Origin of the sequence: Dinoroseobacter sp. PD6, assembly GCF_028807315.1 — a bacterium.
Taxonomy (GTDB): Bacteria; Pseudomonadota; Alphaproteobacteria; order Rhodobacterales; family Rhodobacteraceae; genus Dinoroseobacter; species Dinoroseobacter shibae.
Genome location: NZ_JARAMN010000002.1, coordinates 143,045 through 158,948 on the forward strand (window position 1 = coordinate 143,045; position 15,904 = coordinate 158,948).

General features: G+C 67.0%; 22 protein-coding genes. 10 read left to right on the plus strand and 12 right to left on the minus strand.

The annotated features are described in order from the left end of the window. Positions 1 to 40: 40 nt before the first annotated feature. A complete protein-coding gene (locus tag PVW48_RS04075; protein WP_012177736.1) occupies positions 41 to 277 on the minus strand; it encodes a DUF1289 domain-containing protein in 237 nt (78 codons plus the stop codon). Next, complete coding sequence (gene ruvX / locus PVW48_RS04080) at positions 270 to 755, minus strand: Holliday junction resolvase RuvX (RefSeq protein WP_044028430.1); 486 nt, start codon at positions 753 to 755, stop codon at positions 270 to 272. The genes PVW48_RS04075 and ruvX overlap by 8 nt, the downstream gene beginning before the upstream one ends. A gap of 415 nt (positions 756 to 1,170) precedes the next feature. Here ruvX and PVW48_RS04085 point away from each other — a divergent pair, with 415 nt between their 5' ends. The 3 genes from PVW48_RS04085 to PVW48_RS04095 all read left to right on the plus strand — a co-directional run bounded on the left by PVW48_RS04085 (position 1,171) and on the right by PVW48_RS04095 (position 2,776). Continuing rightward, positions 1,171 to 1,410 carry a hypothetical protein gene (locus PVW48_RS04085; protein WP_274580416.1) on the plus strand — a complete coding sequence of 80 codons (240 nt, stop codon included), beginning with the start codon at positions 1,171 to 1,173 and terminating at the stop codon, positions 1,408 to 1,410. A gap of 81 nt (positions 1,411 to 1,491) precedes the next feature. Next, positions 1,492 to 1,920, plus strand: a complete 429-nt coding sequence (locus PVW48_RS04090) for a hypothetical protein (RefSeq protein WP_274580417.1) — start codon at positions 1,492 to 1,494, stop codon at positions 1,918 to 1,920. 256 nt (positions 1,921 to 2,176) lie between these two features. Next, the gene (locus PVW48_RS04095) at positions 2,177 to 2,776 is read left to right on the plus strand and encodes a superoxide dismutase (RefSeq protein ID WP_012177740.1); all 600 of its coding nucleotides are present in this window, start codon (positions 2,177 to 2,179) and stop codon (positions 2,774 to 2,776) included. A gap of 79 nt (positions 2,777 to 2,855) precedes the next feature. On the opposite strand, the gene PVW48_RS04100 is transcribed toward PVW48_RS04095, so the two are convergent. Beyond that, entirely contained in the window at positions 2,856 to 3,257 is a 402-nt protein-coding gene (locus PVW48_RS04100; protein WP_274580418.1) for a hypothetical protein, read from the minus strand. A 175-nt stretch (positions 3,258 to 3,432) separates the two neighbouring features. On the opposite strand from PVW48_RS04100, the gene PVW48_RS04105 reads away from it, so the two are divergent. Next, positions 3,433 to 3,861: a SufE family protein gene (locus PVW48_RS04105; RefSeq protein WP_044028434.1), complete on the plus strand. Its 429-nt coding sequence runs from the start codon at positions 3,433 to 3,435 to the stop codon at positions 3,859 to 3,861. Positions 3,862 to 4,048: 187 nt separating this feature from the next. On the opposite strand, the gene PVW48_RS04110 is transcribed toward PVW48_RS04105, so the two are convergent. The 6 genes from PVW48_RS04110 to PVW48_RS04135 form a co-directional block, all read right to left on the minus strand. Beyond that, complete coding sequence (locus tag PVW48_RS04110; protein ID WP_274580419.1) at positions 4,049 to 4,681, minus strand: DUF1638 domain-containing protein; 633 nt, start codon at positions 4,679 to 4,681, stop codon at positions 4,049 to 4,051. Continuing rightward, a complete protein-coding gene (locus PVW48_RS04115; protein ID WP_012177744.1) occupies positions 4,678 to 5,013 on the minus strand; it encodes a YbjQ family protein in 336 nt (111 codons plus the stop codon). Before PVW48_RS04115 ends, PVW48_RS04110 begins: the two co-directional genes overlap by 4 nt. Then, a complete protein-coding gene (locus PVW48_RS04120; protein ID WP_012177745.1) occupies positions 4,994 to 5,212 on the minus strand; it encodes a hypothetical protein in 219 nt (72 codons plus the stop codon). Before PVW48_RS04120 ends, PVW48_RS04115 begins: the two co-directional genes overlap by 20 nt. Before the next feature lie 58 nt (positions 5,213 to 5,270). Then, positions 5,271 to 5,975 (minus strand): corrinoid protein, encoded by a 705-nt coding sequence (locus PVW48_RS04125; RefSeq protein ID WP_044028438.1) that lies wholly within the window; start codon positions 5,973 to 5,975, stop codon positions 5,271 to 5,273. Between the two features lie 106 nt (positions 5,976 to 6,081). Beyond that, positions 6,082 to 7,107 (minus strand): betaine--homocysteine S-methyltransferase, encoded by a 1,026-nt coding sequence (bmt, locus tag PVW48_RS04130; protein WP_274580420.1) that lies wholly within the window; start codon positions 7,105 to 7,107, stop codon positions 6,082 to 6,084. 293 nt (positions 7,108 to 7,400) lie between these two features. Beyond that, entirely contained in the window at positions 7,401 to 7,715 is a 315-nt protein-coding gene (locus PVW48_RS04135; protein WP_012177748.1) for a DUF1476 domain-containing protein, read from the minus strand. 175 nt (positions 7,716 to 7,890) lie between these two features. On the opposite strand from PVW48_RS04135, the gene purC reads away from it, so the two are divergent. The 6 genes from purC to PVW48_RS04165 all read left to right on the plus strand — a co-directional run bounded on the left by purC (position 7,891) and on the right by PVW48_RS04165 (position 13,877). Then, positions 7,891 to 8,652 carry a phosphoribosylaminoimidazolesuccinocarboxamide synthase gene (gene purC / locus PVW48_RS04140; RefSeq protein ID WP_274580421.1) on the plus strand — a complete coding sequence of 254 codons (762 nt, stop codon included), beginning with the start codon at positions 7,891 to 7,893 and terminating at the stop codon, positions 8,650 to 8,652. An 89-nt stretch (positions 8,653 to 8,741) separates the two neighbouring features. Beyond that, a complete protein-coding gene (gene purS / locus PVW48_RS04145) occupies positions 8,742 to 8,972 on the plus strand; it encodes a phosphoribosylformylglycinamidine synthase subunit PurS (protein WP_012177750.1) in 231 nt (76 codons plus the stop codon). Further along, complete coding sequence (locus PVW48_RS04150) at positions 8,972 to 10,009, plus strand: zinc-dependent alcohol dehydrogenase family protein (RefSeq protein ID WP_012177751.1); 1,038 nt, start codon at positions 8,972 to 8,974, stop codon at positions 10,007 to 10,009. The genes purS and PVW48_RS04150 overlap by 1 nt, the downstream gene beginning before the upstream one ends. A 12-nt stretch (positions 10,010 to 10,021) precedes the next feature. Next, on the plus strand, positions 10,022 to 10,693 hold the full coding sequence (purQ, locus tag PVW48_RS04155; protein ID WP_274580423.1) for a phosphoribosylformylglycinamidine synthase subunit PurQ: 672 nt from the start codon (positions 10,022 to 10,024) through the stop codon (positions 10,691 to 10,693). Positions 10,694 to 10,814: 121 nt separating this feature from the next. Then, the gene (locus PVW48_RS04160; RefSeq protein ID WP_274580651.1) at positions 10,815 to 12,524 is read left to right on the plus strand and encodes a sensor histidine kinase; all 1,710 of its coding nucleotides are present in this window, start codon (positions 10,815 to 10,817) and stop codon (positions 12,522 to 12,524) included. A 27-nt stretch (positions 12,525 to 12,551) separates the two neighbouring features. Next, entirely contained in the window at positions 12,552 to 13,877 is a 1,326-nt protein-coding gene (locus PVW48_RS04165) for a sigma-54-dependent transcriptional regulator (RefSeq protein WP_012177754.1), read from the plus strand. Between the two features lie 103 nt (positions 13,878 to 13,980). On the opposite strand, the gene PVW48_RS04170 is transcribed toward PVW48_RS04165, so the two are convergent. The 3 genes from PVW48_RS04170 to PVW48_RS04180 all read right to left on the minus strand — a co-directional run bounded on the left by PVW48_RS04170 (position 13,981) and on the right by PVW48_RS04180 (position 15,838). Beyond that, positions 13,981 to 14,838 carry an arginyltransferase gene (locus PVW48_RS04170; RefSeq protein ID WP_274580424.1) on the minus strand — a complete coding sequence of 286 codons (858 nt, stop codon included), beginning with the start codon at positions 14,836 to 14,838 and terminating at the stop codon, positions 13,981 to 13,983. Between the two features lie 70 nt (positions 14,839 to 14,908). Continuing rightward, positions 14,909 to 15,349, minus strand: a complete 441-nt coding sequence (locus PVW48_RS04175; protein ID WP_012177756.1) for an RDD family protein — start codon at positions 15,347 to 15,349, stop codon at positions 14,909 to 14,911. A gap of 78 nt (positions 15,350 to 15,427) precedes the next feature. After that, positions 15,428 to 15,838, minus strand: coding sequence for a DUF2852 domain-containing protein (locus PVW48_RS04180; RefSeq protein ID WP_274580426.1), 411 nt, complete (start codon positions 15,836 to 15,838; stop codon positions 15,428 to 15,430). Positions 15,839 to 15,904 lie beyond the last annotated feature (66 nt).

Consider the following 15,904-nt stretch of genomic DNA (forward strand, 5'->3'; position numbering starts at 1 on the left):
CCGGGGTCCGGCAAGTGGCGTCGCGCCCCCGGCCCGCCGCTCAGAGCTTCGGTGCGATCCGCGCGGCCCGGCCGCCCCGCCGCCGGGTCAGCAGCGACCGGCGCTCTTCCAGGCTGTCCATCACCGACCGGCGCTCCTCGGGCGCCATCTTCGACCAGGCGCCGATCTCGTCGATCGTGCGCAGACAGCCGGTGCAGAGCCGGCTCTCGGGATGGATCACGCAGATCTTCACACAAGGGCTCTCGATCTCCGCGCGCCGCCACACCTCGTCACTCATCCAAAGCCTCCCTGCGCATGTGCCCGAACCGGTCGAGTGCGCCTTGCAGGATATAACTCGCCGCCACGTGGTCGATCACTTCCGCGCGCCGGGCCCGGGACGTGTCCGCCTCCAGCAGCGCACGTTCCGCCGCCACAGTGGACAACCGCTCGTCCCAGAACGCAATCGGGATCGGCCGCCGGGCCGTGAAATTCCGCGCAAAGGCCCGGGTCGACTGGGCCCGCGGCCCCTCGCTGCCGTCCATGTTGCGCGGCAGGCCCAGAATCAGCCCGCCCACATCGCGGGCGTCCATCAACGCCTCCAGCCGCGCGGCATCGAGGCCGAACTTCTTGCGCTTGACCGTCTCCAGTGGCGTGGCCACGGACCACATCAGGTCCGACACCGCCACCCCGATGGTCGCGGTTCCGAGGTCCAGCCCCATCAGCGCCCGCCCCGCGGGCACCACGGCGCGAAACGCCGCCAGATCGTCGAAAATCATCTCCATCCCGCCTCCTACCGCGCCGGGGCGGGGCCGAAAACCCCGCATGTGGCAAACCGTGGCCGCAAGGTGCGGTCTGCTCTGGCAATCCGGCCCCGCCCTGCCCAAAATGCCCGCAACACCCCGGAGACGACATGCACCGCACCTGCATCCCTTCCAGCACCAATGCGGCCCGGCGCGACAAGGCAAGTCGGCTGCGCGACCCGACCGGCAACCGCGCGCCTCTCTGCCCGACACCGTCCCCCGCCGGGGCGTTCCCAGATCGCGGCGCCATCCCCCTCCGATCGGCACATCCCAGCCGACCGACCCGCCCGGTTTTCGCAAGCAACGGCCCAAATCGACCGGGGATTTCCGCTCAGATTGCCACCCCTGCGGACCTCGGTGAATGCTGCCCTCTCACAGTGGAGGACAGATCATGTCAGACTACGAAAACCGGACACCGACGACCCGCGGCAGCAGTGGCGGGGGGCGGGCTCTCTATTGGGCGCTGGGCATCCTCGCGGTGCTCGTCCTCATCATCTTGCTCTTTGCCGGGGGCGATCCTGGGCCTGCAGACGGGCTCGAGGACGCGGCCCCGCCGGCCCCGTCGGCTCTGCCGGAGACCGGCCTGCCCGACGCCGCTGCGCCCGAGCAGCCCCCGGAGACCGCGCAATAACCCGACCACTCACGGACCAGCGGCGCACCCGACCCCGGGTGCGCCTGCCACCGCGCGTCGGACCCCCGGCGCGGTTCGGCCATGACGGGCAGGTTGCGCAATCGGCTGCCCCGCGCGGTGGCGGTGCTCGGCCTTGCGATCTACATCCTCGGCACGTTTCTCAGCCTTGCTCTGGGTCATCCGGAGTTGTTCCAGCGGTTCGGCGCCCTGGGCGTGGCGGCGGCCATCCTGTTCTTCACCGACCGGCTGACCCAGATCGAGCTGACCCGCCAGCGCGCGGTCGAGGCCCTGCTGCATGAATACGGTCTGCGCTTCGAGGCACTGCATGCCGGTATCCGGCCCGAGGAGATCCCCGAGGCCGGTTACACGCTCGATTTCCTCGCCGAGGAATCGGCCTTCACCCGGCTGCGCCGCAAGGCCGAGGCGATCAGCGCGGGCAACACGGGCCTGCTGTCGGTGGCGACGCTGCAATGGGGGTTCGGCGATCTCGCGGTGCGGGCGCTGCTATGACCGGGTCGGGGGCGTGACGGGACCGGGAGCGCGGCGGATCTTTCCGGAGTGTTACCGCACCGCGCGGAGGTGCCCGACACTTGCCCGACACATGTCCGACCGGGGGCCGACGCCGATCCGACGCCGTGCCCGCGCCGTTTTCGGGGCCCGTCAGAGGCCAAATGAGTTGCCCGCGCAGGGGTGGGGGGCCTTGACCTTGCCCGGTCGCGGCCTCTTATTGCCCCTGTAAGTCTTCACGCGCGAGAGGGGCCCAGAAATGGCTTTTGAACTTCCCGACCTTCCCTATGCTCACGACGCCCTGGCGTCCAAAGGCATGTCTGCAGAGACGTTGGAATACCACCACGACCTGCACCACAAGGCCTATGTGGACAACGGCAACAAGCTGATCGCGGGCACCGAGTGGGAGGGCAAGTCCCTCGAGGAAATCATCACCGGCACCTATGACAAGGGCGCCGTGGCGCAGAACGGAATTTTCAACAATATCAGCCAGTTGTGGAACCATAACCAGTTCTGGGAGATGATGGGCCCGGGCGATGCCGGCATGCCCGGCGAGTTGGAAAAGGCGCTGGTCGAGAGCTTCGGCTCGGTCGACGAGTTCAAGTCGCAATTCTCCGCCGCAGGCGCCGGGCAGTTCGGCTCGGGCTGGGCCTGGTTGGTCAAGAATTCCGACGGCTCCCTGGCGGTGACCAAGACCGAGAACGGTGTCAACCCGCTCTGCTTCGGCCAGACCGCGCTGCTGGGCTGCGATGTGTGGGAGCATTCCTATTACATCGATTTCCGCAACAAGCGCCCGGCCTACCTGACCAACTTCCTCGACAACCTGGTGAACTGGGAAAACGTCGCATCCCGCATGTGATCCCCCTTGGGATCATGCCACAACGCCCGGGTCTTGGCCGGGGCGTTTGTATTTGAAATGGCTGGTTTTTTCGGGCGTGTCAGGGCCGGACGCTGCGGGAATTGCTCTCGGCCGTGACCACGACGCGGCTCACGCCCTGCAACTGGATGTCACTGAGAAACCGCGCCACGACCACCTCGCGGGAACGTTCGGTGCCCGGCGGGGTCGGCAGGGCCGGGGGGGCGACGCGGAACTCGAAGGCCAACTCGCCATTCACCGGATCCTCGGTCAAAGGCACCAGCTCCGCATCCCAGTAACCCTGGGCCGCCGGCACCCCGACCGCGGTGATCACCACGCCCCCGGGCAGCCGGTCGCGCTGCACGCTGCGCACGCTGCGGACCGGGCCGCGCTGGTCGACGACGAAAACCTCGGGCGCGGGCTCCAGCCGCTCGATCTCGGGCGCGCCCGCGAGAAAGTCGCAGCCCGCCAGCGCGAGTGCCATGGATGCCAAGAATACAGACCGCACGACCTGCGCCCTCCCGTTCGTCATGTCTCCGTGTCCTAACGGATCGCGGCGGGCTTGGAAAGACGGCGCCGGGGCGCAGGGCGGCTTGTTTGTGCTGGACCTCGGGGCGCGGGGCTCCTACCTGAAGAGCAGAACGAGAAACGAGGAGCCCATGGCCACCGAAGCCTTTGAAGAGATTGCCGATACGTTCGAGTTCCTGGAGGATTGGGAGGATCGCTATCGCCATGTGATCGACATGGGCAAGGCGATGCCACCCCTGGACGAGGCGTTCCGGGTGCCGGCGACCAAGGTTGATGGCTGCGCCAGCCAGGTCTGGCTGCGGCCGATGATCGAGGGGTCGGGGCCGGAGGCGCGGTTCGATTTCCAGGGCGAGAGCGATGCGATGATCGTGCGCGGGCTGATCGCGGTGCTGCATGCGCTCTATGGCGGGCTGGCGGTGCGCGAGGTGCTGGAGGTGGACGCCCCGGCGGAGCTGGCGCGGCTGGGCCTGCACGATCACCTGTCGGCGCAGCGCTCCAACGGGGTGCGCGCCATGGTCGAACGGGTGCGCAAGCTCGCCGCCGAAGCGCAGGTCGCCTGAGCCGGGCGCGGGCAAGCGGTTTCGAAACCGCTTGGCAGGCGGCGGGCGCTGCGCTCGGCAGATCCGGCGCTGCGGCCGCATCGCAGGCGCGCCACGGGCGCACCACGCCGGGCGCTTCGCAGGATGTGCGACCGGCGCCCAAGCGGTTTCGAAACCGCTTGCCCCGGTCCGGCCCGTCGCGCGCCGCTCAGGCCCGGGCGAGGGCCGGGGCCAGGTCACCATAGCCGGTAAAGCGCCGCTCGAACGCCAAGCCCAGCCGATCGGCGCAGGCGCGGGCCTTTTCGGTCAGGGCGGGATCGTCGGTCTGGGCCTGGTAGACGAGCTTGGTGTAGTTGCCGAAATAGGCATCGCGGAGCTCCGGGTGCCGGTCGAGCCCCATGGGCCGCCACACGAACGCATCGAACTGCCGGACCAGGAAATCGGTGAGGTAGAAGGCGGTAAACTCCGTCTCCGCCCGGGCGGCGAAGGCGTCGTTGCCCTCGAAGAAGCTGTAGCAATGGGGGCCTGCGACCATCTCCACCCCCAGGGCGGCGCAGCGCGCCTGCAGCATCCCGCCGGTGCCGCAATCGGCATAGACCACGAACACCCGGGCGTAGCGGTCCCGGTTGGCGCGCACCGCCGCCTCCACCGCGTCGGGGATGCGGTCGGGGTAGAGGTGCAGATTGGCCGGCAGGCAGGTCAGGCTCAGGTGGTCCCAGCCGTTGAGCTGTTTCAGCGCCAGGATCTCATGGGCCAGCGCCCCGCAGGCGATGAGCAGCACCGTGCCCTGGCCCGTGGGCGCGAGCCCCTCTTCGGTCAGGGTGCCGTCATCGGGGATCACTTCAGCCGCACCGCCGTGCCGTAAAACAGCACCTCCGAGGCGGCCTGCTGGATCGTGGAGGTTTCCATCCGGCAGGCGACGATGGCGTGGGCGCCCATCTCGAAGGCCTGCTCGACCATGCGGTCATAGGCCTGCTCCCGCGCGCCGGCCAGAAGGCTGGCATATTCCTTCACCTCGCCGCCCACCAGGTTGCGCAAGCCCGCCACGATGTCCGAGCCGATATGCTTGGCCCGCACGGTGGAACCGCGGACCATGCCGAGGGCATGGTCGATCTCCCGCCCCGGCACGGCCTCGGTGGTCACGACCAGGATGTCACTTCTCGAGATGATCATAATGGTCGTCCTCCCGGTTGCCGATCCGGTCCGAAATCACCCGCCAGACCACGAAGGCAATGAGCCCCAGCGGGATCATCACCGCGAGCCCGAGGCCCGGGCTGAGCATCGCGCCGAGCACGGTGCTGGCCACGAAGACCGTCACCCCCGCGGCGACCACGACGATCACCAGCATCAATACGAATCTGTCCAGCGGCATGGGGTCTCCTGTTCCGGTTCCCCCTTATATGGGCGGGCAATCGGTCAGAAAGAAGGCCTCAGCTGGCCGCCAGCTGGTTGTGCTTGCGCAGGATGAAGTCCTTGGCGGTCTCGACCGCCACGGCGGCGTCGCGGCAATAGGCGTCGGCGCCGATCGCCTTGCCGAATTCCTCGTTCAACGGCGCGCCGCCCACCAGCACGATGTAGTCGTCGCGGATGCCTTTCTCGACCATCGTGTCGATCACCACCTTCATGTAGGGCATGGTCGTGGTCAGCAGGGCGGACATGCCGACGATATCGGCCTGCTCGCGCTGGGCGGCTTCGAGGTAGTTCTCCACCGGGTTGTTGATGCCGAGATCGACCACTTCGAACCCTGCGCCTTCCATCATCATGGCGACAAGGTTCTTGCCGATGTCGTGGATGTCGCCCTTCACGGTGCCGATCACCATCTTGCCCATGCGCGGCGCGCCGGTTTCCACCAGCAGCGGCTTGAGGATGGCCATGCCGCCCTTCATCGCGTTGGCCGCCAGCAGCACCTCGGGCACGAAGAGGATGCCGTCGCGGAAGTCGTTGCCGACGATGGTCATGCCCGCGACGAGCGCTTCGGTCAGGACCCGGTAGGGGGCCCAGCCGCGTTCCAGCAGGATCTCGACGCCCTCGGCGATCTCGTCCTTGAGACCGTCATAGAGGTCGTCATGCATCTGCAGCACAAGCTCGTCATCGGAAAGCTCGGAGAGGATGATATCGTCTTCTTCGTCTGCCATGATGTCCTCGACAGGTCGGAAATTGCGGTTGAGAGTGTCGTCGTTGCGGGCGGCGGGCTGCGCGGATTGCGACATGACCGACGCCGTCACCGACGCCAGGGCCCGGTCAGGAGGCGCGGCGTCTGCGGCGGGGGCGGTCGGCCGGCTTGGGGCCCCCGGCCTCGGTGCCGTCTGCGGCCGAAGAGAAACCGCCCAGGGCCTCGGTGATCTCGTCGAGGGAGGGGCGGGGCATGTCGGCGGCGGAGGCGTCCAGGGCTGCGCGCATGTGCCGGAGATGCTCGAACGTGGTGCCGCAGCAGCCGCCGATCACTGACGCGCCCGAGGCGCGGGCGAGGGTGGCGTATTGGGCCATCAGCTCCGGCGTGCCATCGTAGTGGATATGCCCGTCGACATATTTCGGGATGCCCGCATTGCCCTTGGCGATGATCGGGCGTTCGGTGCCCGCGGCGGCAAAGCCCAGCACGGTGCGCAGCAGGTCCGAGGCCCCGACGCCGCAATTGGCCCCGAAAGCCACGGGCGGGTGGGCGAGTTTCTCGACCATGCGGGCCATGGTGGCGGAGGTGGTGCCCATCATGGTGCGCCCGGCGGTGTCGAAGCTCATGGTGCCGCACCAGGGCATGTCCGCGCGGGCGGCGGCCTCGGCCGCGGCGGCGTATTCCTCGGGAGCGGAGATCGTCTCCACCCAGAGGATGTCGGCGCCGCCTTCCTTCAGTCCCTCGGCTTGTTCATGGAACATCTCGACCGCGATGTCGTGGGTAAGCGGGCCCATGGGCGCCATGATCTCGCCTGTCGGACCCATGGAGCCGGCCACCAGCACCTTGCGGTCGGCCTTGTCGGCGACGCCCCGCCCGATCTCGGCGGCCAGGCGGTTCAGCTCCCGCACCCGGTCCTGGGCGGCATGGAGTTTCAGCCGCGAGGCGTTGCCACCGAAGCTGTTGGTCAGAAACAGGTCGCTGCCCGCATCGACCGCGCCCTGGTAGAGCGCCGCGATCCGGTCCGGATGATCGGTGTTCCAAAGCTCCGGCGCATCGCCCGAGGACAGGCCCATGTTGAACAGGGTCGTGCCCGTGGCCCCGTCGGTCAGCAGGATGCCACGCTCGGCCAGAAGGGGGGTCAGCGGGTCACGCGCCATGGGGGAAGCCTTTCAAACGGGATAGGGGCCGCCGGGGCGGCCGCCATTTGCGCCTCTGTCGCACGGGGGCGGGTTATGAGGCAATTTCATAATTCTCATAATCTTCTTCGAAGTGGCGCATGATCGCGGGGAGCGTGCCCCGCGGGGGTGCGGCCCGCGCGCGCCGCGCGGATCGGCGCCTCCGGTGCCCCGGTCACGCCTTTCGGGGCCCGGGCCGCCGGCGCATGTCGCGCCAACAGCCGGCACGCGCGCGGTGTCGTGCAGCAGGGGGCGCCGTGCGGGTGCGGGGGCGCTCAGGCCTCTTTCATCACCTGGGCCTTGGCCTCGATCAGCAGCTCGGCCATCTTGGCGCGGATCGTCGCCTCGTCGGCGAGGTTGCCCAGGTCGCCGGACACCTTGCGGAACACGTCCTCGTGCCCGGCTTCCTCGAAATCGGACTTGATCACTTCGCGGGCATAGGCGGCGGCATCCTCGCCGGTCTTGCCCATCAGCTCCGCCGCCCAGAGCCCCAGCAGTTTGTTGCGGCGGGCGTCGGCCTTGAACTGCATTTCCGCGTCATGGGCATATTTCGCCTCGAAGGCATTTTCGCGATCGTCGAAAGTGGTCATGTCTGGTCCTCTGGCGCCGGATGATACTCACCTCAGATATGCGCCGCGGGCCCGGGGGCTGCAAGGGGCCTGCGTTTCCTTGCGGCGACTTGCAGCATCGCATGCCTTGCCCTATAGCGGGCGCACCGTGCCGCCGACGGACTGGCCCGGCCCCGTTCCCAACCGGAGACATCCCATGGCACGCCGCAAGAAGATCTACGAAGGCAAGGCCAAGATCCTGTATGAAGGCCCCGAGCCCGGGACCATCGTGCAGTATTTCAAGGATGACGCCACCGCCTTCAATGCCGAGAAACGGGCGACGATCGATGGCAAGGGCGTTCTGAACAACCGGCTCAGCGAGTTCTTCATGACCGGGCTGAACGGGATCGGCGTACCGACTCATTTCATCAAGCGGCTGAACATGCGCGAGCAGCTTGTCCGCGCGGTGGAGATCATTCCGATAGAGATCGTGGTGCGCAACACGGCCGCCGGGTCCATCTCGAAGCGGTTGGGCATCCCCGAGGGCACGGCCCTGCCGCGGCCTATCGTGGAGTTCTACTACAAGGATGACGACCTGGGTGATCCCATCGTCAGCGAAGAGCATATCATCGCGTTCCAATGGGCCAGCCAGCAGGATCTGGATGACATGGTGGCGCTCGCATTGCGGGTCAACGATTTCATGTCCGGGGTGATGCTGAGCGTCGGGATCAAGCTGGTGGATTTCAAGATCGAGGTCGGCCGGGTGTTCGAAGGCGACTACCAGCGCCTGATCGTGGCGGACGAGATCAGCCCGGACAGCTGCCGACTGTGGGACATCAAGACTGGGCAAAAGCTCGACAAGGACGTGTTCCGGCGCGATCTGGGCAACCTGGCCGATGCCTATACCGAGGTAGCCCAGCGGCTCGGGGTTCTGCCCAAGAACGCCACGCCCATGACGAAGCCCACGCTGATCAACTAAGCCGCGATGCGTGCCCGCGCGAATGGTTGAACCCGGGCAATCGGCGCGCTAAAGCAGGCGAAAACCCTGTCCGGATCGGAGTGTCGCCCATGAAAGCCCGCGTTTATGTCATGCTCAAGGACGGTGTTCTGGACCCGCAAGGCGAGGCGGTGCGCCATGCGCTTGGCACGCTCGGTTTCGACGGGGTCGAAGGGGTGCGCCAGGGCAAGGTGATCGAGCTGGACCTGGCCGAGGGCACGTCGGAGGCGACGGTCACCGAGATGTGCGAGAAACTGCTCGCCAACACGGTGATCGAGAGCTACCGCGTGGAGCTCGGCTGATGCGGGCGGCGGTTCTGCGGGCCTATAACGAGGATCTGGTCCTCGAGGATGTGCCCGAGCCGGTCTGCCCCGAAGACGGTGTCGTGCTCAAGGTTCTGGCCTGCGGCGTGTGCCGGTCCGACTGGCATGGCTGGGTCGGGGAGCATCCGCGGGTCAAGCCGGGCCAGATCGGCGGGCACGAGTATTGCGGCGAGGTGATCGAGGCCGGGCCGCGGGCGGCCTTCAAGCCGGGCGACCGGGTGGTGGCGCCTTTCATCCTGGCCTGCGGGTCCTGCCCGTCCTGCCAGGCGGGGGCCCAAAACACCTGCCCCAACCAGCGCCTGCCGGGCTTTGTCGAGCCGGGTGCCTTTGCCGAATACGTGGCGGTGCCCTTCGATCACAACCTGTCGCGACTGCCCGACAGCCTGTCGCCCACGGTGGCTGCGGGGCTGGGATGCCGGGTGACGACCGCGTGGCATGCGCTGACCGGGCGGGCGGCGGTGCAGGGCGCGGAATGGGTCGCGGTGCATGGCACGGGCGGGATCGGCCTGTCCTCGGTGATCCTGGCCAATGCGCTGGGCGCGCGGGTGATCGCGGTGGATGTGGTCGACGAGAAGCTGACCCATGCCGCGCAGCACGGCGCCGAAGTGACGCTGAACGCCCGCGAGGGCGACGTGGCCGCGCGCATCAAGCAGATCACTGGCGGCGGTGCCCATGTGGCGATCGAGGCGCTGGGCATTCCCGAGACGGTGAATGCTTCGCTCGAATGTCTGCGGCCCCTGGGACGGCATGTGCAGGTGGGCCTGCCCACGGGCCACACCGCGCGGATGGAGATCAACATGTCCGCGATCTATCAGGGCAACCTGGCGGTTTACGGCACGCGGGGGATGCCGTCGTGGCGCTACCCTTCGCTGCTGAGCCTGATCGAGACCGGGCGGGTGGACATGTCGCCGCTCATCGCCCGCGAGATCGGGCTGTCGGGCACCTCGGCCGAACTGCGCGCCTTCAACGGTCCGACCCCGCCGGGGGTGGCCGTGATCACCGATTTCCAGAGCTGAGGGAGCGCCGCCATGAAAGCCGCCATCATCGTCTTTCCCGGATCGAATTGCGACCGGGACCTGGCCGAGGCCTTCCGCAAGACCACCGGGGTCGATCCGGTCATGGTCTGGCACAAGGACACCGCGCTGCCCTCGGGCATCGACATTGTCGGCGTGCCGGGGGGGTTTTCCTTCGGCGATTACCTGCGCTGCGGGGCGATTGCGGCCCAGTCGCCCATCGCGCGCGCGGTCAAGGGCTTCGCCGAGACCGGCGGGCCGGTTCTGGGCATCTGCAACGGGTTCCAGGTGCTGTGCGAGACCGGGATGCTGCCCGGGGTGCTGATGCGCAACGCGTCGTTGAAGTATATCTGCCGCCCCGTCACCTTGCGGGTCGAGACCACGCAGACACCCTTCACCGCCGCCTATGAGGTCGGGGAAGAGATCACCGTACCCATCGCCCACCATGACGGCAATTACCGCGCCGATGCCGACACGCTCGACCGGCTGGAGGGCGAGGGGCGTGTCGCGTTTCGCTATGTGGACAATCCCAACGGGTCGGACCGGGACATCGCGGGGATCGTGTCGGAAAACCGCCGCGTTCTGGGCATGATGCCCCATCCGGAGCGCGCCTTCGAGCCGCTCCATGGCGGGACCGACGGAGCGCGGCTGTTCTCGGGTCTGCTGGACGCGCTGGCGCCGGCCTGAGCATCGGCGGCGCGCCGCCCGCCGGGGCCTGCCTGTGCTTGTGAGCGCAGGGCAACCGGCGTATTCCTGAACCATGGCGGAGCCGCGCGTCGATCCTTCGAGTGCCTTGTCCCGTGCCAATATGGTGGCGCGCGGCGTTGCCGTGGTCTTGGCGCTGGTCGCGGTCGCGGTGGTCTGGGTCACGAACATCTGGCTGACCGACCGCTTCACCGAGACGACGCGCAACCGGGCCGAGCTGCGCCTGTCGCTTTATTCCAACGCCATCGTGTCGGAGTTGCAGCGCAATTCGGTGGTGCCGCTGCTGTTGTCGCGGGACCCGGTCATCATCAGCGCCCTGAGCAATGATGACCATCTCGCCACGTCGCAGCGCCTGATCTCGCTGCGCGAGGAGATCGGCGCGGCCTCGATGCAGCTTCTGAACGAGTCCGGGCGCACGGTGGCGGCCACTGATCGCACGAAACTGGGCACCCAGCATCGCAACGCACCCTATTTCGTCGAAGCCCTGCGCGCCAACGGGACGGTGTTCACGATTACCGAGACCGAGTCCGGGCGGCTGGATTTCGCCTTCTCGCGCCTGATCGAGTTCGATCAGCGCGTGCTCGGCGTGATGGTGGTGGAGGTCGATCTGCGCAAGCTGGAGACGCGCTGGTCCGGCGGGTCGGATGCGATCATGGTCACCGACAGCGCGGGCAAGGTGATCCTCGCGACCGAGCCGCGCTGGCGGAGCCGCACGCTGGCCGAGGCGCTGGATGCGCAATCGGCGCCCACGGCGATTTCGCGCGCGATCCAGGCCACGGGAGAATGGACCGGGCGCGCGCCGGAGACGTACCTGTTGGGCGAGGCGGTGTTGGAGCTGGAGATGCTCGTGCCGTTCCGGGGCTGGCGGCTCTATTCCTTCGTCACCTATTCCTCGGTGCGGGAGCGGGTGAACGCGGTTCTCGCGCTGGAGATCATGACCTTCGCCATCCTGATCGCGCTCGGCTTCTACCTGCTGAGTCGCCGGGCGGTGTCGACCTCGGCGATCTTCCAGCGGGAGTCGGCAGAACTTCGCCTTCTGAACGAGCGGCTGCAGCAGGAAATCGCCGAGCGGGAGCGGGTGGAGAAGACCCTGGAGCAGGCCGAACAGACCCTCGCGCAGAGCCAAAAGCTCGCCGCGCTGGGGGAGATGTCGGCCGCGGTCAGCCACGAGTTGAACCAGCCGCTGGCGGCGATGAATACCTATCTGGCGGGCGCGCGGCTGTTGTTGCAGCGCAAGCGGCCGGACGAGTCGCTGAGCTCTTTCGCCCGGATCGACGATCTGATCGACCGGATGGGCAAGATCACGCGGCAGCTGAAGTCCTTTGCGCGCAAGGGCGAGGATGCGTTCCAGATCGTGGATCTGCGCGAGGCGCTCTCGGCGGCGCTGGCGATCATGGAGCCGCAGATCAAGCAAGAGTTTGTAAATATTGAAAGAAACATGCCCAAACAGCCGGTTCTGGTGATGGGGGACCGGATCCGGCTGGAACAGGTGATCGTCAACCTGCTGCGCAATGCGATGGATGCCACGGCCGGCACGCCCAACCCGGTGGTCGAGATCGACCTGACCACGGGCGAGACCGCGCGGCTGTCGGTGCGCGACAACGGTCCGGGCATCACGGATTTCGAGCAGATCTTCGAGCCGTTCTACACCACCAAGCGGCCGGGCGACGGGGTCGGGCTGGGCCTTGCCATTTCCTCGGGGATCGTGTCGGACCACGGGGGGCGGTTGATGGCGCGCAACCGGACCTCGCGCGGGGCGGTGTTCGAGATGCGATTACCCCTCTGGACGGCGGACAGCCAAGCCGCAGAATAGCCGCCAAGACAGTCGAGGAGACACCAGATGCCCAAGGCCATGAAAATCGCCATCGTCGATGACGAACAGGACATGCGCCAGTCGATCAGCCAGTGGCTTGCGCTGTCCGGCTATGACACCGAAACCTATGCCAGCGCCGAGGAGGCCCTCAAGGGGATCGAGGCCGGGTATCCCGGGATCGTGTTGTCGGACATCAAGATGCCGGGCATGGACGGCATGGCGCTGCTCAAGCGGTTGATGAGCATGGACAGCGCCCTGCCGGTGATTATGATCACCGGCCATGGCGATGTGCCCATGGCGGTGGAGGCGATGCGCCTCGGGGCGTTCGATTTCCTGGAAAAGCCGTTCAATCCCGACCGGATGAGTGCGCTGGCGAAACGCGCCAGCGATACCCGGCGCCTGACCCTGGAGAACCGCGCCCTGCGGCGAGAGCTGGGCGATGGCACGGTGCTGATGCGCAAGCTGATCGGGGCCTCGCCGGCCATGGCGCGGCTGCGCGAGGATATCCTCGATCTCGGACAGGCGGACGGGCATGTGCTGATCGACGGAGAAACGGGCACGGGCAAGACGCTGGTGGCCCATGCGCTGCACGCGGTGGGGCCGCGGGCGGGCAAGCCCTTCGTGGTGCAGAGCTGTGCCGCGGTGGACGATCTGGAGAAGCGGCTTTTCGGCCCGGCGGAGGAGGGGATGCCCCTGCCGCTGGTGGAGCAGGCCCGCAGCGGCACCCTGTGCCTGGAGGATATCGAGGCGATGCCTTCGGAGGTGCAGGCGCGGCTGCTCGGTCAGCTCAACGACACCAGCGCGGGCATCGAGACCCGGATCATCGCGATCTGCAACCTAGCCGAGGATGGCAAGACGATCGAGGATCGCCTGCGTCCGGACCTGTTCTACAGGCTTGCGGCCATGCGGATCACCCTGCCGCCCCTGCGCCAGCGCGGGGAGGATATCCTCACGCTGTTCTCGCACTACGCGGACATGTTCTGCGAAGAATACGGCTGCGACGCGCCGCAAGTGGCCGCGCAGGAGGCCGCGCAACTGTTGCAGGCGCCCTGGCCGGGGAATGTGCGGCAGCTGATCAACGTGGCCGAGCGCGCGGTGCTGCAGAACCGGCGCGGGTCCGGGTCGATCACCTCGCTGCTGATGGCGGACAATGCGGAGATGGGGCCTGCGATCACCACCGAGGGCAAGCCGCTGAAGGAATATGTCGAGGCGTTCGAGCGGATGCTGATCGACAACACCATGCGCCGCCACAAGGGGTCGATCGCGGCGGTGATGGAAGAGCTGTGCCTGCCCCGCCGGACCCTCAACGAGAAGATGGCGAAATACGGTCTGAGCCGGGCCAATTACCTCTGACGGGTCGGGTCGGCTGCCTGGATCGCCGGGCTGCTGCGTTCCTCGAACGGTTGGGGTCGGCGGCACCGGGGCGGGGTAGAGATACCGCGCGCCCGTTTGGGTGTCAGCCTTTCCTGCGGTCCGTCGGCAGGGTGTCGGGCAGGTTGATCTTGGCGACCTGCTCGGCGATCGGGTCCACGTTCAGCGGGTGGGTATCGCGGCTGTGGCTTTCGGGGTCGCCGATGGGCTGCCATTCACCATTCTTGTAGATCTCCAGCCCCGAGAAACTGGCCTTGTAGCCCATCTTGGGACTGCCGGGCACCCAGTAGCCGAGATAGACATAGGGCAGGCCCGCCTCGCGCGCGATCTCCACGTGGTCGAGGACCATGAAGGTGCCGAGGGACTGGCGCACGAGGTCCGGGTCGTAGAACGAATACACCATGGACAGCCCGTCATCGAGCACGTCGGTCAGGCATACCCCGGCGAGGTTGCGCGGCGCGCGCTTGCGGTTGGGTGCGGCCTCGGCGCTCTGGCGGTATTCAACCACGCGGGAGCGCACGGGCGTTTCCTCGATCATCGCGGCGAACTCGAAGATGTCCATGTCCGCCATGCCGCCTTCGGCATGCCGCGCGTCCAGGTATTTGCGGAACAGGCTGTACTGATCCTCGGTCGCCCAGGGCGAGGTCGCCTCTCGCTCCATCCCCGCGTTGCGCTTCAGCGTGCGCCGCTGGGAGCGGGACGGAGTGAAGGCCGAGACGTCGATCCGCGCCGACAGGCACGCGGTGCAATCGGCGCAGCTGGGCCGGTAGAGCACGTTCTGGGAGCGCCGGAACCCCTGCTTGGACAGGGAATCGTTCAGGGTCTCGGCGAACTCCCCTTGCAGGGCGGTGAACAGCTTCCGCTCCATGCGCCCGTCGATGTACGGGCATGGCTGCGGCGCCGTCACATAGAATTGTGGCGCGAGAGGAAGGGTGTGACGCATGGGTTTCCGAATTCAAGACTTAAGCGGACGGTAGCAAGGGATTTGCCGCCCGCCAAGTCATCAGTTCGTTTCAGAGCCGGCTGCGCCGGTTCAAGGCAACAGTCCCGAGGATATGGTCGGTTAGTCCCTGTTTCCGCTCGCTCATCAGCATCAGCGCGATGGAGACGAGTTGCAGTGGGAAGATCGCCACTGAAACGTGATAGCCCAAGGTATGAAGCAGCGCGGTCAGCATGTCGGGGCGGGCGCCCCGGGCGTCGCGGATCTCGATGCTGGCAAAGCGCATCCCCCAGGTCGCGCCGCCCATGGTCAGGGTCGTCCAGCGGTAGAGAAAGCTGACCATCAGCGCCAGGAACGGCAGGTAGAACAGTGCCGTGAACAGGGTGATCGGCACCAGCACCACCGTCATCGCCGCGATCGCCAGGAAGTCCACACACCAGGCGATCAGGCGCTTGGTGGGCACATCCGCATACATCTCGGCATTGGCATAGGGATCGGGCAGGGCGGTGGACATCGCGGGGGGGACCTTTGTCAGCTATGGGGTTCAGATAGGCAGGCTGCCCCGCCCGGACAAGCCGGGCAGGGCAAGGGATCAGGCGCCGGCGGGGGCGGGCCCGTCGGTGTCGGGTTTCGGGGTGTCCTGGGCCATGCGTGCGCGGTCTTTCATGAACTGGTCGAACTCGGACTTGTCTTTGGCCGCCCGGAGCCGGTCGAGGAAGGCTTCGAAGGCTTCCTGTTCGTCCTGCAGGCGGCGCAGGGTGTCGGCCTTGTAGGCGTCGAACGCGGTGTTGCCCGAGGATTTGAAGCCATGGGTCAGGCTGTAGGATTTGCAGGTGCTTTGCGATTTGAACATTTTCTTTCCCCAGATCATGTAGGCGAGAAGGGCGAGGCCGATGGGCCAGAAGAAGATGAAGCCGAGGACCATTGCGACGATCCATGCGGGCTTCCCTTTGCGGTCGAGCCACATCTCTGCTTGAGAAGGCCAGGTTGCAACGGTGCTCATGTGGGTGCTCCAATCTTGGTGTGCGTTAATGTGAATTCGCTTCACATCACAGCAGATGGGCGCGGG

Excerpts from the sequence above, each read along its gene's own strand:
- PVW48_RS04075 (WP_012177736.1), bottom strand. The coding sequence starts at position 277 with ATGAGTGACGAGGTGTGGCGGCGCGCGGAGATCGAGAGCCCTTGTGTG.
- ruvX (WP_044028430.1), bottom strand. The coding sequence starts at position 755 with ATGATTTTCGACGATCTGGCGGCGTTTCGCGCCGTGGTGCCCGCGGGG.
- PVW48_RS04085 (WP_274580416.1), top strand. The coding sequence starts at position 1,171 with ATGTCAGACTACGAAAACCGGACACCGACGACCCGCGGCAGCAGTGGC.
- PVW48_RS04090 (WP_274580417.1), top strand. The coding sequence starts at position 1,492 with ATGACGGGCAGGTTGCGCAATCGGCTGCCCCGCGCGGTGGCGGTGCTC.
- PVW48_RS04095 (WP_012177740.1), top strand. The coding sequence starts at position 2,177 with ATGGCTTTTGAACTTCCCGACCTTCCCTATGCTCACGACGCCCTGGCG.
- PVW48_RS04100 (WP_274580418.1), bottom strand. The coding sequence starts at position 3,257 with ATGGCACTCGCGCTGGCGGGCTGCGACTTTCTCGCGGGCGCGCCCGAG.
- PVW48_RS04105 (WP_044028434.1), top strand. The coding sequence starts at position 3,433 with ATGGCCACCGAAGCCTTTGAAGAGATTGCCGATACGTTCGAGTTCCTG.
- PVW48_RS04115 (WP_012177744.1), bottom strand. The coding sequence starts at position 5,013 with ATGATCATCTCGAGAAGTGACATCCTGGTCGTGACCACCGAGGCCGTG.
- PVW48_RS04120 (WP_012177745.1), bottom strand. The coding sequence starts at position 5,212 with ATGCCGCTGGACAGATTCGTATTGATGCTGGTGATCGTCGTGGTCGCC.
- PVW48_RS04125 (WP_044028438.1), bottom strand. The coding sequence starts at position 5,975 with ATGGCAGACGAAGAAGACGATATCATCCTCTCCGAGCTTTCCGATGAC.
- bmt (WP_274580420.1), bottom strand. The coding sequence starts at position 7,107 with ATGGCGCGTGACCCGCTGACCCCCCTTCTGGCCGAGCGTGGCATCCTG.
- PVW48_RS04135 (WP_012177748.1), bottom strand. The coding sequence starts at position 7,715 with ATGACCACTTTCGACGATCGCGAAAATGCCTTCGAGGCGAAATATGCC.
- purC (WP_274580421.1), top strand. The coding sequence starts at position 7,891 with ATGGCACGCCGCAAGAAGATCTACGAAGGCAAGGCCAAGATCCTGTAT.
- purS (WP_012177750.1), top strand. The coding sequence starts at position 8,742 with ATGAAAGCCCGCGTTTATGTCATGCTCAAGGACGGTGTTCTGGACCCG.
- PVW48_RS04150 (WP_012177751.1), top strand. The coding sequence starts at position 8,972 with ATGCGGGCGGCGGTTCTGCGGGCCTATAACGAGGATCTGGTCCTCGAG.
- purQ (WP_274580423.1), top strand. The coding sequence starts at position 10,022 with ATGAAAGCCGCCATCATCGTCTTTCCCGGATCGAATTGCGACCGGGAC.
- PVW48_RS04160 (WP_274580651.1), top strand. The coding sequence starts at position 10,815 with ATGGTGGCGCGCGGCGTTGCCGTGGTCTTGGCGCTGGTCGCGGTCGCG.
- PVW48_RS04165 (WP_012177754.1), top strand. The coding sequence starts at position 12,552 with ATGCCCAAGGCCATGAAAATCGCCATCGTCGATGACGAACAGGACATG.
- PVW48_RS04170 (WP_274580424.1), bottom strand. The coding sequence starts at position 14,838 with ATGCGTCACACCCTTCCTCTCGCGCCACAATTCTATGTGACGGCGCCG.
- PVW48_RS04175 (WP_012177756.1), bottom strand. The coding sequence starts at position 15,349 with ATGTCCACCGCCCTGCCCGATCCCTATGCCAATGCCGAGATGTATGCG.
- PVW48_RS04180 (WP_274580426.1), bottom strand. The coding sequence starts at position 15,838 with ATGAGCACCGTTGCAACCTGGCCTTCTCAAGCAGAGATGTGGCTCGAC.